At 65.2% G+C, this 13,278-nt stretch carries 13 protein-coding genes and 1 other RNA gene; 9 read left to right on the forward strand and 5 right to left on the reverse strand.

Translation table 11 applies throughout. The features are described 5' to 3' along the window. The first annotated feature begins 28 nt into the window (after window positions 1-28). Window positions 29-1,432 carry an MATE family efflux transporter gene (locus FXB40_RS30065; protein ID WP_148775733.1) on the forward strand — a complete coding sequence of 468 codons (1,404 nt, stop codon included), beginning with the start codon at window positions 29-31 and terminating at the stop codon, window positions 1,430-1,432. Window positions 1,433-1,485: 53 nt separating this feature from the next. On the opposite strand, the gene FXB40_RS30070 is transcribed toward FXB40_RS30065, so the two are convergent. Both FXB40_RS30070 and FXB40_RS30075 read right to left on the reverse strand, forming a co-directional pair. Further along, complete coding sequence (locus FXB40_RS30070) at window positions 1,486-2,229, reverse strand: sulfite exporter TauE/SafE family protein (RefSeq protein ID WP_148775734.1); 744 nt, start codon at window positions 2,227-2,229, stop codon at window positions 1,486-1,488. 110 nt (window positions 2,230-2,339) lie between these two features. Next, window positions 2,340-3,710 carry an aminotransferase-like domain-containing protein gene (locus FXB40_RS30075; RefSeq protein WP_187437239.1) on the reverse strand — a complete coding sequence of 457 codons (1,371 nt, stop codon included), beginning with the start codon at window positions 3,708-3,710 and terminating at the stop codon, window positions 2,340-2,342. Between the two features lie 49 nt (window positions 3,711-3,759). Between FXB40_RS30075 and FXB40_RS30080 the strand changes: the two genes are divergently transcribed. Both FXB40_RS30080 and FXB40_RS30085 read left to right on the forward strand, forming a co-directional pair. After that, the gene (locus tag FXB40_RS30080; protein WP_187437240.1) at window positions 3,760-4,221 is read left to right on the forward strand and encodes a DUF983 domain-containing protein; all 462 of its coding nucleotides are present in this window, start codon (window positions 3,760-3,762) and stop codon (window positions 4,219-4,221) included. A gap of 74 nt (window positions 4,222-4,295) precedes the next feature. Continuing rightward, window positions 4,296-5,009 (forward strand): alpha/beta fold hydrolase, encoded by a 714-nt coding sequence (locus FXB40_RS30085; RefSeq protein WP_187437241.1) that lies wholly within the window; start codon window positions 4,296-4,298, stop codon window positions 5,007-5,009. Between the two features lie 111 nt (window positions 5,010-5,120). Here the strand turns inward: FXB40_RS30085 and rnpB are convergent. Beyond that, window positions 5,121-5,551, reverse strand: an RNA gene (rnpB, locus tag FXB40_RS30090) — RNase P RNA component class A. A 149-nt stretch (window positions 5,552-5,700) separates the two neighbouring features. Here rnpB and FXB40_RS30095 point away from each other — a divergent pair. From FXB40_RS30095 to FXB40_RS30105, 3 genes are all read left to right on the forward strand, one after another. Further along, entirely contained in the window at window positions 5,701-6,051 is a 351-nt protein-coding gene (locus FXB40_RS30095; protein WP_148775738.1) for a YciI family protein, read from the forward strand. A gap of 87 nt (window positions 6,052-6,138) precedes the next feature. After that, the gene (locus tag FXB40_RS30100; RefSeq protein WP_148775739.1) at window positions 6,139-6,489 is read left to right on the forward strand and encodes a YciI family protein; all 351 of its coding nucleotides are present in this window, start codon (window positions 6,139-6,141) and stop codon (window positions 6,487-6,489) included. Continuing rightward, a complete protein-coding gene (locus tag FXB40_RS30105; protein ID WP_187437254.1) occupies window positions 6,489-7,721 on the forward strand; it encodes an RNA polymerase sigma factor in 1,233 nt (410 codons plus the stop codon). Before FXB40_RS30100 ends, FXB40_RS30105 begins: the two co-directional genes overlap by 1 nt. Here FXB40_RS30105 and FXB40_RS30110 read toward each other — a convergent pair. Beyond that, window positions 7,718-8,740 carry a D-cysteine desulfhydrase family protein gene (locus tag FXB40_RS30110; protein WP_148775741.1) on the reverse strand — a complete coding sequence of 341 codons (1,023 nt, stop codon included), beginning with the start codon at window positions 8,738-8,740 and terminating at the stop codon, window positions 7,718-7,720. The genes FXB40_RS30105 and FXB40_RS30110 overlap by 4 nt on opposite strands. 115 nt (window positions 8,741-8,855) lie before the next feature. Further along, the gene (locus FXB40_RS30115; protein WP_148775742.1) at window positions 8,856-9,638 is read right to left on the reverse strand and encodes an N-acetylmuramoyl-L-alanine amidase; all 783 of its coding nucleotides are present in this window, start codon (window positions 9,636-9,638) and stop codon (window positions 8,856-8,858) included. 512 nt (window positions 9,639-10,150) lie between these two features. Between FXB40_RS30115 and rsmH the strand changes: the two genes are divergently transcribed. The 3 genes from rsmH to FXB40_RS30130 are packed head-to-tail and all read left to right on the forward strand — an operon-like array spanning window position 10,151 to window position 13,275. Then, window positions 10,151-11,140, forward strand: a complete 990-nt coding sequence (gene rsmH, locus FXB40_RS30120) for a 16S rRNA (cytosine(1402)-N(4))-methyltransferase RsmH (RefSeq protein WP_187437243.1) — start codon at window positions 10,151-10,153, stop codon at window positions 11,138-11,140. A gap of 3 nt (window positions 11,141-11,143) precedes the next feature. Further along, window positions 11,144-11,536: a cell division protein FtsL gene (gene ftsL / locus FXB40_RS30125; RefSeq protein WP_148775744.1), complete on the forward strand. Its 393-nt coding sequence runs from the start codon at window positions 11,144-11,146 to the stop codon at window positions 11,534-11,536. Beyond that, the gene (locus FXB40_RS30130; protein ID WP_148775745.1) at window positions 11,533-13,275 is read left to right on the forward strand and encodes a peptidoglycan D,D-transpeptidase FtsI family protein; all 1,743 of its coding nucleotides are present in this window, start codon (window positions 11,533-11,535) and stop codon (window positions 13,273-13,275) included. The genes ftsL and FXB40_RS30130 overlap by 4 nt, the downstream gene beginning before the upstream one ends. Window positions 13,276-13,278 lie beyond the last annotated feature (3 nt).

A 13,278-nucleotide genomic window follows, 5' to 3' on the forward strand; every position in this document is an offset into this window, starting at 1 on the left:
GCCGTCACGTCGCCGAAGGTGGGATGAGATGAAGGACCTGACGCGCGGCTCCATCGTGAGCCACATCCTGAGCATGGCGCCACCGATCGTGGTCGGCATGATCACGATCATGATCTGCCAGCTGGTCGACCTGTACTTCGTGTCCGGGCTCGGCGATGCGGCCGTGGCCGGCGTCGCTGCGGCCGGCAACGCCGGCTTCCTCGTCAACGCACTGATGCAGATGCTCGGTGTCGGCACGGTGGCGCTGGTCTCGCACGCCGTGGGCCGCAAGGATCGCGACGACGCCAATCTCGTGTTCAACCAGGCGGTCGTGCTGTCGGTGCTGTTCGGGCTGTTGACGCTGCTCGGCGGCTTTGCGCTGGCGCGCCCTTATATGCGCACGATTGCCGCCGATGAGGCCACCATCAATGCCGGCACCACCTATTTTCTCTGGTTCATGCCGGCGCTGGCGCTGCAATTCGTCACGCAGGTGATGGCGGCGGCGCTGCGGGCTACCGGCATCGTGCGGCCGAGCATGCTGGTGCAGGCGCTTGCGGTCATCATCAATATTGCGCTGGCGCCGGTCCTGATCACGGGCTGGGGCACCGGATATGCGCTCGGTGTCGCCGGGGCGGGCCTGGCGAGCACGATCGCCGTTTTCATCGGCGCGCTGATGCTGTTCTACTATTTTCGCAGGCTGAAGCGCTATGTCGCGTTCCATCCGGCGCAATGGCGTCCGCAACTCCGGCAATGGAGAAGGATCCTCAATGTCGGCGTGCCTGCGGGCGGTGAGTTCGTGATGATCTTCATCTTCATGGCGGCGATCTATTACGTGCTGCGCGATCTTGGTCCCGCGGCGCAGGCGGGCTTCGGCATCGGGACGCGCGTCGTGGGCCTGATCCAGATGCCGGCCCTTGCCGTCTCCCTGGCGGCAGGGCCCATTGTCGGCCAGAATTTCGGTGCGGGCAATTACGAGCGAGTGCGGGAGACCTTCGTCAAGGCGGCGTTGATCGCGACCGTCGTGATGATCGCGCTGACGATCCTTGCGCAGCTCAAGCCCGGATTGCTGCTCGCCGGCTTCTCGAATGATCCGGAGACGATGAGCGTCGCGTTGCTGTTTCTGAAGATGATCTCGCTGAACATGGTGGCGCAGGGATTGATCTTCACCTGCTCCAGCATGTTCCAGGGCCTCGGCAACACCAAGCCGGTATTGTGGAGCTCGGCGACGCGCGTGCTCACCTACTCCTTGCCGGCGATCTGGCTCTCGACGCGGCCGGGCTTTCGGATCGAGTACGTCTGGTATCTGTCGAACGCGGCGACAACGCTGCAGGCGGTCCAGAGCCTGTGGTTGCTGCGCCGCGAGTTCAGGAAGCGGCTGGTGCCTCCGAAGGGGAAAGTTGCAGGACCGGCGAGCCCCGAGCCCGTCGTGCCGCTCGCACGCGAGCCCGCGTAACGACAGCATGTTTCATCCCTGCAGCACCGGCTCGTTTGCCGGGCTGCAGGTAGCTAGAGCGAGCCGATGCTGTTCCAGACCAGGGTGGCACCTGACAGGAACAGCAGGCCGAGCACGACATCGCCGAAATGCTTGTCGCTCAGTGCGTGATAGACGCGCGCGCCGGCCCAGGCGCCGATCAGCGTGCCCGGGAATGCGACCATCGCGAGCCAGACCACCTTGAACGCGACCAGGCCTGAGGCCGTCTGCAACACCAGCGCGGCGGCGAGCACCGTGAAATTGAAGAGCTGGAAGATGCCGCGCCGCTCGTGCTTGTTCCAGCCGCGGATGTTGGCCCACAGGATCGGCAGCGGCCCGGACAGCCCGGCGAGGCCGCCCAGAATACCGCCGGCAAATCCGATCGCACCGTCGGCGATGCGGCCGCCGAAGGTGATGGCGAGCGGCTTCTTGTTCAGGTACAGCGCGGTCGAGAAGATCAGCAGCAGCACGCCGACACTGAGCTTGAACACTTTTGGATCGGCGGAGGCGACCAGCATGGTCCCGAGCGGTACGCCGATCAATCCGCCGATCAGGAACGGCCACACCAGCGACAGGTCGAAGCTCTTCCACATCGAGGGCAGCGTCGAGGTCTGCGCGATCACCGAGCAGATCAGCACCAGGGGCACCGCGAGCGAGGGCGGCAGCACGTAGAGCCAGATGCCGAGCGCCATCAGCGCCGTGCCGAATCCTGCCAGCCCCGAGACGAAGCCGCCGGCCAGCGCGCCGAACAGGAGCAGCGCGTAAGTGAGCGTTTCCACCAATGAATCCCTGCCGTTGCCGGCGATGCCCGAGCCGTGATCGCCTCATGGCGCATAGCACAGATGCGGCGCGGGTGGTCAATTTCAAAACCGCGCGCAAGCGTAATTCGTTAGACGATCTGCCTCGTGTCGGCGGGCTTGTGCAGCGCGCCGACGAGGATGCGCAGTGCCTCGGTCAATTCCGATCTGTTGCGCGCCGCGCCGAGTGAAACGCGCGCCGCATGCGGCGAGGTTCCATCGACGGTGAAGGCGTCGTCGGCAACGATCGCGAGCCCGTTGCGCAGCAGATGCGCGGCGACGTCCGGTCGCCCCTCCGGCAGGTGCAGCCACAGATGATGCGCGGTCGGCTTCGCCTGGAACTGAAAACCCTTCAATGCGCGCTGCGCCAATTGCTGGCGTCCGACGGCCTCGTTGCGGATCGCGGTGATGATGCGGTCGGCGACGCCGGTCTCGAGCCAGTGCGTCACCAGCGCGACCATCAGCGGTGCCGGCATCTGCACGGTCGCCTGGAGATGGCCGCGCATCTGAAGCTGCGCGCCGCTGTCGGGCGCGAGCAGATAAGCGACGCGCAGCGCCGGAGCGATGCATTTCGACAGCGTCGTCGCAAGATAAGTCCGCTCCGGGATGAGGTTGGCGATCGGCGAGGCCGAGCGATCGAGCAGCCCGTAGGCGTCGTCCTCGATCAGCATCGTATCGGCGTCGCGGACGATTTTTGCGATCGCGCTGCGCCGCTCGGGGGCAAGGGTGGCCGTGGTTGGATTGTGCAACGTCGGAATCAGATAGACGGCCTTCGGCTTGTGCGTGCGGCAGGCCTTCGCCAGCGCATCGGGCAAAATTCCGCCGTCATCCATGGCGACGCCGACGAGCTTGACGCCGAGCTGCGCTGCTGCGGCCTTGATGCCGGGGAAGGTGATGGCTTCCGTCAGCACGACATCTCTGGGCCGCGCAAGATGGGCGAGCAGGTTGAACAGGATCGTCTGCGCGCCGGGAAAGATCACGAGCTTGTCGGCATGCGCATGCGGAACGCGCGTACGCATCCAGCGCGCGGCGACCTCGCGCTCATGCGCGCTGCCGCCGGGTGGCTGGTAATTCAGGAATGCGGTCAGGCCCGATTGCGCGCGAATGGCTTCGAGGCCGGCGATGATGCGCTCGTCGAGCTGCGCCTCGAGCGGATGCGGCGGTACGTTCATCGAGAGGTCGATCGCCACCGGATGCGGCAGGTCGACCGTGCGGCGTGCGCTGGTCTCCGACACGAACGATCCCTGTCCGACGCGGGCCTCCATGATGCCGCGGCGCCGCGCCTCGGTGTAGGCGCGAGTCACCGTGGTCAGGTCGATGCCGAGCGCTTTGGCAAGCGCTCGCTGCGTCGGCAATTGCTGTCCCCGCACCAGCCGGCCGGCGGCGATGTCGGCCTCCATGGCCTCGACGATCCGCTGGTAGCGCGGCCCGCTCAGCTCCGAGATTGTAGGGGTCCAGTCCATGCAATTTAGGCCCATATCCTTTGAATGTATGGATAAAAGATATTATTGTATGGATCATCAAAACGGAAGAGGTGTCGTCATGGCGACCGGTTCAGTTTCTCTTGCAAAGGCGATGTGGCGCGGTTTTCGCGGCAAGTGCCCGAACTGCGGTGAAGGGCATATGTTCGGCCATTTCCTCAAGGTCGCCGACCGCTGCGATCATTGCGGCGAAGAGTTGTTTCACCAGCGCGCCGATGATTTCCCGGCCTATCTGGTGATGGTCGTGGTCGGCCATCTCGTGGTGCCGGCGATCCTCGCGGTCGAGACCGTTTACGCGCCGCCGGTCTGGCTGCAACTGTCCGTGTGGTTGCCGGCGACGTTGTTTGCTTCGCTCGCGCTGCTGCAACCGACCAAGGGCGCCATCGTCGGCCTGCAATGGCAGATCGGGATGCACGGCTTTGAGGCGAGCAAGCTACGGCGGGAAACCGGTCAGCTTGCGCCCGTGCTGGTGAAGGCGCCGCGCGTGGCTTGACGCCAGGCGGCGTTTACATCGCACGGCTGCCCGCTACACTCCATCGTATCAAAACAAGAACGATGGAAACGCCGATGGCCGCACGCGCGAAAACCTTCCTGCTCTGTCATGGCGCGTGGTCCGGCGGATGGGCCTGGAAGAAAATGCATCCGTTGATGGCGCAGGCCGGCCACCGCCTGGTCGCACCGACCTACACCGGGCTCGGCGAGCGATCGCATCTCGCCAGTCCCGCGGTCGATCTCGAGACGCATATCCAGGACATCCTCAACGTCATCACATTCGAGGATCTCAGCGATATCGTGCTGCTCGGCCACAGCTATGGCGGCATGGTCGCGACCGGCGTTGCCGATCGCACGCGCGAGCGCGTGACGCAATTGATCTATCTCGACGCCTTCGTGCCGCGCGACGGCCAGTCGCTGTTCGATCTCAACGAGGCCGGGCGCGAACCGATGCGCAAGGCTGCAGCCGCCGGCGATGGCTACCGCATCCCGCCGAACCCGCCGCCGCCGGATACGCCGCAGGCCGATCTCGACTGGCTCAATGCGCGCCGCATCAACATGCCGATCAAATGTTTTGAGACGAAGCTGAAGCTTCACCAAGGCGAATCCGCGATGCCGCGCAGCTACATCTATTGCAAGCGCATTCCGCCGGGCGATGTGTTCGGGCAATTCGCGAAGCGGGCCAAGAGCGAAGAGGGCTGGGGCTATTTCGAGCTCGAGGCCAGTCACGCGCCGAACGTGACCGCGCCGGAGGCGTTGATCGGCGTGTTGGACGAGATCGTCGGTTAGCAAAAATGGTGAGGGGTCCGATGCGTTAGCATCGAACCCCTCGTTGCTTCCTAGTTAAGACGCGCTTTCTTCACGCGAACCGGAACTCTACTTCGCTCGAAAGCGCATTAGAATATCAGCCGGCCTGTAAGCCGGGTTCTGTAAGGCACCGTCCGCTTGCGCGAACGATACGTGACGGCCATTCCTCTGGGACCATGTTTGCACATGGCCTCGAGCAACCTACCCGGACGGCGGGCCTGACATCGCCCCGCGGCGTTATCGCTTGCGCGAACAGCCCGCTACGCCGTCCCTATTCGGTTTTGCTCCCGGTGGGGTTTACCATGCCGGCTCCGTTGCCGGATCCGCGGTGCGCTCTTACCGCACCTTTTCACCCTTACCTGCCTTCGCAGCTTGCGCTGCGGAGGCGGGCGGTTCGTTCTCTGTGGCACTTTCCCTGGGGTTGCCCCCGCCGGACGTTATCCGGCACCGTATGTCAAGGGAGCCCGGACTTTCCTCCCCGGCGGCCTTTCGGCACTTGCCGGAGCGGCCGTCCGGCCGACTGACGGCCTAGGCAATGGGCATTTGTGATGGTTTCGTCAAGCAGAGATCGTCGCGCACACTGCGGCGTAAATAATTTATCCTGAACGTGTCGTTGGGCGCGGACCCCGTTCGACTGGGTGCCGGCGATCCCGCCAGCAACAGGAGTTGAGCGATGCAGTATCTGCTGCTGATCTACCGGAACGAAGCGCAACAGGGCCAGATGGAGCCCGCGGATTACCAGAAGCTGCTGGCCGAGTATTCCGCCTACACCCAGTCGATCGTCCAGAGCGGCCATTTCAAGGCGGGCGACGGACTGCAGCCGACCAAGACTGCGACCACCGTGCGCGTTCGTGACGGAAAGACGCTGGCGACCGATGGTCCCTTCGCGGAGACCCGCGAGCAGCTCGGCGGCTATTATCTCGTCGAGGCCAGGGATCTCGACACCGCGATCGAGCTCGCTGCGCGGATTCCCGGTGCCCGGGACGGGTCAATCGAAGTCCGGCCCGTCATGATCTACAAATGATCTCGAAAATAATCTCGCGATGATGTCGTTTGGTGCCGGCCCCGTTCGACTGGTGTCGGTGATCCCCCGAACAACAGGAGTTAAGCGATGCAATATCTGCTGCTGATCTACCGGAACGAAAACTACATGACCGAGATGAACGCCGCCGACCGTCAGAAGCTGGCGGGAGAATACGGCGCCTACACGCAGTCGATCATCCAGAGCGGCCATTTCAAGGCGGGCGACGGGCTGCAGCCGACGACGACGGCGACGACGGTGCGCGTGCGCGACGGCAAGACCATGACCACCGACGGCCCGTTTGCGGAAACGCGCGAGCAGCTCGGCGGCTACTATCTGGTCGAAGCCAAGGACCTCGACGACGCCGTCGCGCTCGCGTCGCGAATTCCCGAAGCCAAGCGCGGATCGATCGAGGTCAGGCCGGTCATGATCTACAAGTGATCTCGCCTGCCGACATCGACAGGATCTTCCGCGACGAGGCGGGGCGGGCGCTGGCCACCCTGATCCGCCTCGTCGGCGATTTCGATCTGGCCGAGGATGCGCTGCAGGATGCGTTCGCGGTCGCGCTTGAGCGCTGGGCGGCGGACGAGGTCCCCGACAATCCCCGCGCCTGGCTGGTCAATGTCGGCCGCAACAAGGCGATCGACCGTGTGCGTCGTCAGGCCGCCTTCCGCGGCAAGCAACAGGCGCTCCTGCACGAGATCGAGCTCAACGCAGACACGCCGGCCGAACCGCCGGCGATGCTCGACGACGACATGCTGCGGCTGATCTTCACCTGCTGCCACCCGGCGTTCGCGCCCGAGGTTCGGGTCGCGCTGACGCTGCGCACGGTCTGCGGCCTCTCCGCCGCGCAGGTCGCGCGCGCCTTTCTCATTGGCGAAGATGCGATGGCGCAGCGCCTCGTGCGCGCCAAGCAGAAGATCAGGCTTGCCGGCATTCCCTATGAAGTGCCTGAGCGCGATGCCTTGGCTCCGCGGCTCGATGGCGTGCTCGCCGTCATCTACCTCGTCTTCACCGAAGGCTATGTCGCAACTTCGGGCGCTGACCTGATGCGGCCTGACCTTGCGGTCGAGGCGATTAGGCTCGGCCGCCTGCTCGACCGGCTGATGCCCGACCGCGCGGGGATCAAGGGACTGCTGGCGCTGATGCTGCTCCATGACGCGCGCCGCGCCGGGCGCGAAACCGCGGCCGGCGACATCGTGCTTCTGGAAGAGCAGGACCGCTCGCTCTGGGATCGCGCGCAGATCGAGGAAGGCCTGCGTTTCGTCGATGACGCACTGCGCGTGCCGGGCCGGCCGCAGCCCTATGCGGTGCAGGCCGCGATCGCAGCGCTGCATGCCCGCGCACCGAGCTTCGAGGAGACCGATTGGCCGCAGATCGCTGGCCTCTACGAAGTGCTGCTGCGCATCAGCCCGTCCCCGGTGATCGAGCTCAACCATGCCGCCGCGGTCTCGATGGTCGACGGTCTGGCGCGCGCGCTCGATCTCGTCGACGCGATCACCGCGCGCGGCGGGCTGGACGGCTATGAGATGTTGCCGGCGGTGCGTGCCGATCTGTTGCGGCGGCTCGGCCGCAAGGACGACGCGCGCGAGGCCTATCGTGTGGCAACGGAGGCGACGCAGCTCGAGCCGTTGCGGCGGCTGTATGCGCGGCGGGTGCGGGAGCTTGACTAGATGCCGAGCGCGCTCTGATAGGCGAACAGGGCTGGGGCGCCGCCGGTGTGCAGGAAGATGACATCCTCGTCGTTGCGCCAACGCCCCTGGCGGATCATCGCAATCAGACCGGCGAGCCCCTTGCCCGAATAGACGGGGTCGAGCACAAGCGCCTCCGTTTGGCCTGCCAGCCGGATCGCTTCGATCGTGGCCTCGTGCGGCACCCCATAGGCTGGTCCGGCATGACCGGCGACCACTTCGACCGTGGACTCGTCAAAGCCTGCGCCGAGCAGATCCGCCGCTTGCCGCGCAAGGGCCACCACGTCGGAGCGCACCCGCGCGGGCTCCGCATCGATATCGATCCCGACGATTCTCGTGTCCGGCATGGCCATCGTCGCGCCAACGACGAGGCCGGCCTGCGTGCCGGCGCTTCCGGTGCAATGCACGATCGCGGCCGGCTTGAAGCCCGACAGCGCCGCCTGCTGCTCGATTTCGGCAATCGTGGTGGCATAGGCGACTGCGCCCAGCGGATTCGACACGCCGTAAGGCACGAAATACGGCTTGCGTCCCGACGCCCGGAGATCGTCGACCAGCGTGCGGATGGCGGCATTGCGGTCGCCGGTCCAGGGCACGTCGTGCAGCTGCGCGCCGAACAGCCGATTGAGAAAGGCGTTGCCCGAGGTCTCGTATTCCGGCGTCGGCGGTGCGAGCCGGCCGTGGTAGACGGCCAGATGACAGGCGAGCCCAAGCTTTGCAGCAACCGCCGCGACCTGTCGCTGACTGTTCGATTGCACGACGCCGCCCGAGACGATCGTATCGGCGCCTTTTGAGACGGCATCATGCAGGACGTAGTCGAGCTTGCGCAGCTTGTTGCCGCCGAAGCCGAGCCCGGTGGCGTCGTCGCGTTTGACCCACAGCCGCGGCCCGCCGAGATGAGCCGTCAGCCGCTTCATCGGTTCGAGTGGTGTGGGAAGATCGGCCAGCCCCAGGCGAGGAAAGGCTGCCAGTCGCTCTATCAGTGGCCTGCGATCGATCTGCATCGTTTTGCTCGTCCCGCTCGGGCATGATCGTCGGACAATAGCCCGACGTCCGCAATCGTAGTGACGATCGCGTGATCACATTCGAGCGAACAGCGGAGGATTCTTGATCGAGGCGTCACTTCGACGCGACGGCCGTCCCGTCCGCCGGCAGGCTCGCCAGCAGGGCCTGCAAGGTCGACAGCGTCGAGTGATCGGCAACACCGTCCAGGCGTGCGGGGCGGAAGTGGCGCTGGAATGCCGTGATGACTTCCATCGTCGATGCGTCGTATTTGCCGGTCAGCGGCACGCCGTAGCCGTAGCGCGCAAGCGCCTGCTGCAGGCTCAGCACCTCGTCGCTGATGGTGCCGAGCATCAGGCTCTCGCCGCGCACGACCGGCGCAGGTGTCACCCAGTGACCGACGCCGGAATTGGCCAGCGAATGCCAGGGAAATTTTTCGCCGGGGTCTTTCTTGCGCGCGGGCGCGACGTCGGAATGACCGAGCACCCGCTGCGGCGCGACCTTGCGGCGGAGCATGATGCCGCGGCACAGCGCGATCACGGCGGCGATCTGGCGCAGCGGATATTCCGGATAGCCCCAATCGTGGCCGCGATTGATGATCTCGATCCCGATCGAACAGGAATTGATGTCGTCCTCGCCCGCCCAGGTGGAGACACCGGCGTGCCAGGCGCGCCGCGCTTCGGGGACGCATTGCACAATGCGGCCGTCTTCGAGCACGACATAATGAGCCGACACGTCGGTGCCCGCCGTGCACAGCCGCGCCAGCGCGCCCTCGACGTCGGGCATGCCGGTGTAGTGCAGCACGATCATGTCGGGCTGCCGGCCCTTGTTGCGCTCGCCGTGATTGGGGGACGGGATGATGTCGGACACGGTCGACGAATCCGGCTCGAACGTCCGCATGTTCGCCGCGGCCTTGGGAACCGGGAGAACGCGCTGACGCTTCGAATCAGTTCCAGGCGGCGTGGACGAACCGGACGACATAAACAGCTCAGGTCGGACAGGAGAGGGGGCCAAGCCCTTCTCTTTACTATTTCTTTACTGTCCGGTCCGCGCAATCGCGCGGTGCGGTTAACGGGTGCATTTTGGCGCATGTGTGTGGATGCCGCATCACCGCCAGGCCGCCTTTTCGACTTGTAACGATGCGATCAACGCTTTCTTAACGCTGAGGGCCGTTACTGAGGGGTGAAGAGCCGACCCGCGTCCGGAGGCGGCCAGAAGCGATTTTGGCTCGAAATCCCATGGCTGCCCGACATATTCCACTGGGAACACCGGGTCTGCCGCCTGGGACGACCGGGCTCGGCGCGCGTGTTGGACTGGGGCTTTGTCGTGGAACCGCCGCGACGCGGAATTATTCGAGGCGTGATGGGCTGCTTCGCCCCCGATTTCACCTGTCTGCCTGGCGGGCGCGGCGCATGAGCGGCGCGCCGCATATTCCCGTGCTTGGCCGCGAGGCGGTCGAGCATCTCGCGCCGCGCGAGGGCGGCATCTATGTCGACGCCACCTTCGGCGCCGGCGGCTACAGCCGCGCCATGCTCGATGTGCCGGGAACCCGCCTGATCGCGATCGACCGCGACCAAACGGCGATTGCCGGCGGTTCCGAGCTGGTCGCGCGCGCCGCGGGCCGGCTGACGCTGGTCGAAGACCGCTTCTCGAATCTCGCCGAAGTCTGCGCGGCGCAAGGCGTTGATGCGGTCGACGGCGTCGTGATGGATGTCGGGGTGTCCTCGATGCAGCTCGACCAGGCCGGTCGCGGCTTCTCGTTCCGTCTCGACGGTCCGCTCGACATGCGCATGGGACAGGCGGGGCCTACGGCCGCTGACGTCGTCGCGCGCGCCTCGGAAAGTGATCTCGCCGACATCATCTATCTCTTCGGCGAGGAGCGGCATTCGCGCCGCGTTGCCCGCGCCATCGTGGCTGATCGGCAGGAGACGCCGTTCACCACCACGCGCGCGCTCGCCGATCTCGTCGGCCGGGTCGTTCGTTCAAAGCCCGGTGACATTCATCCGGCGACCCGGACGTTCCAGGCCCTGCGCATCTTCGTCAACGAAGAGCTTGAGGAGCTTCAGACCGCGCTGGCTGCGGCCGAGCGCGTGCTCAAGCCCGGCGGCCGTCTGGTGGTGGTCTCGTTCCATTCGCTGGAAGACCGCATCGTCAAGAATTTCCTCGCCTCACGGTCAAAAACCGGCGGCGGCTCGCGGCATCTGCCGGAACTGGCGCAAGGCGCGCCGAGCTTCCAGCTTTTGACGCGACGACCCGTGATCGCCGGCGAGGCGGAGGTTGCGCATAATCCGCGCGCCCGATCCGCAAAGCTGCGCGCCGCCGAGCGCACCGCGGCGCCGGCGCATGACGATGCCGAGCCATCATCATGGCCAAGACTCTCCGACGTGATGAGGGGCGGCTAGCACATGCGCTTCATCCACCTTCTCGTCATCGGCGCGCTGATCTTCGCAGCTGCCTATGTCTACCGGATCAAGATGGATTCCACCGCGCGCACCGAGAAGGTGCTGCGGCTGCACGCGGAGATCCGCGAGCAGCGCGACGCGATCGCGCAGCTGCGCTCCGAATGGGCCAAGCTCGATGCGCCCTTGCGGCTACAGGGCCTGTCCGAGCGGCATCTGCCGCTCAAGCCCGTCAACGGCACGCAATATGATTCAATGAAGAACCTGCCGGACCGTCCGCCGCGGATGTTCCGGCCGGGCGAGCCCGATCCGATCGGAGCCATGCTCAACACCATCGAAGCCGCGAGCGATCCGGATAGCGTGACAGGCTCCGTGCCTCAGCCCGAGGACAAGCAATGAGCGCTGCGACTCCGGCCAAACCAGTTGAGCCTTGGCGGCAGCGTCTGATCCGCAGCCTGCTCTACGGGCGCAATGTCGATCGTGCCGCGAAGGCGCGCGCGCGCGTCGGCCTCGCAATGCTCGCCTTCGCCTCGGTCTACGCCCTGATCGGCGGCCGGCTGGTGATGTTCGCGGTCGGCGCCGACGCTCACAGCGCGCGTCGTGCTGCCTCGCAGGAGGTGGTCGCGACCGCGCGGCCCGATATCGTCGACCGCAACGGCGCGATCCTGGCAACCGACGTCAAGGCGGCGAGCCTGTTCGGCGAGCCGCGCCGCATCATCGACAAGGACGAGGCGATCGAGCTTCTGACCGCGACCGTGCCCGACCTCGACGAGGTCGAGGTGCGCGACCGCCTGTCGTCGCGAAAGGGCTTTGTCTGGCTGAAGCGCGAGATCACGGCAAAGCAGCAGCAGGACATCCACAAGCTCGGCATTCCCGGGATTGGCTTCCTGCGCGAGAACAAGCGCGTCTATCCGACCGGCAACGAGGTCGCCCACCTCATCGGTCTGGTCAACATCGACAACCAGGGCATCGCCGGCATGGAGAAGTGGCTCGACAATCAGGGGCTCGCCGATCTCCACCGCGCGGGCTTCGCCACCGACCGCCTGCAAAAGCCGATCGAGCTGTCGGTCGATTTGCGCGTCGAGCACGCGCTGCGCGACGAGCTGTTGAAGGCCAAGGAAAAATTCCATGCCAAGGCGGCTTCCGGCATCATCTCCAACGTCAAGACCGGCGAAATCGTCGCCCTGGTTTCTCTCCCGGATTTCGATCCCAACAATCCGAAGGAAGCCCACGATCCCGATCGCATCAATCGCCTGACCACCGGCGTCTACGAGATGGGATCAACCTTCAAGGCGTTCACGCTGGCGATGGCGCTCGATTCCGGCAAGATCAACCTGAACTCGTCGTGGGATGCGCGCGGAAACCTGCACTACGGCAAGTTCACCATCCATGACAGCCACAACCTGGGACGTTTCATCAATACCAAGGAAGTGTTCACCTACTCGTCCAATATCGGCGCCGCGCGGATCGCGCTCAACCAGGGTGTCGAGGCGCACAAGGCGTTCCTGGCCAAGATGGGACAATTGACGCGGCTGCGCACTGAGTTGCCGGAGAGCGCGGCTCCGCTGGTGCCGCGCCGCTGGGGTGAGCTGAACACGGTCACCATCGCGTTCGGTCAGGGCCTGTCGGTCGCGCCGCTCCAGGCGGTGATGGGCATCAACGCCCTGATGAACGGCGGCTATTTAATTCCGCCGACATTCATGAAACGCAGCGAAGACGAAGCGCGGGCGATGGCCAAGCGCGTGATCAAGCAGGAGACCAGCGACAAGATGCGGTATCTGATGCGGCTCAATGCCGAAATCGGTACCGCCAGGTCCGCCGACGTCAAGGGCTACTATGTCGGCGGCAAGACCGGTACCTCCGAGAAGGTCATCAACGGCCGCTATGCCAAGAAGCGGGTGCTCAACTCCTTCACCGCCATCATGCCGTCCGACGATCCAAAGTATCAGATTCTCGTCATGCTGGATGAGCCGCAGGCGTTGCCTGAAACGCATGGTTTCATCACCTCGGGCTTCAACGCGGTGCCCACGGGCGGCAAGGTGATCGAGCGGATCGCGCCGCTCTTGGGCATCGAGCCCCGCTTCGATTTGCCGCCTGCGGACCGCCTTATTCTTGCAGCATCCAGGACAACCCAGTAATCA

Source organism: Bradyrhizobium rifense, assembly GCF_008123425.1.
Classification (GTDB): Bacteria; Pseudomonadota; Alphaproteobacteria; order Rhizobiales; family Xanthobacteraceae; genus Bradyrhizobium; species Bradyrhizobium rifense.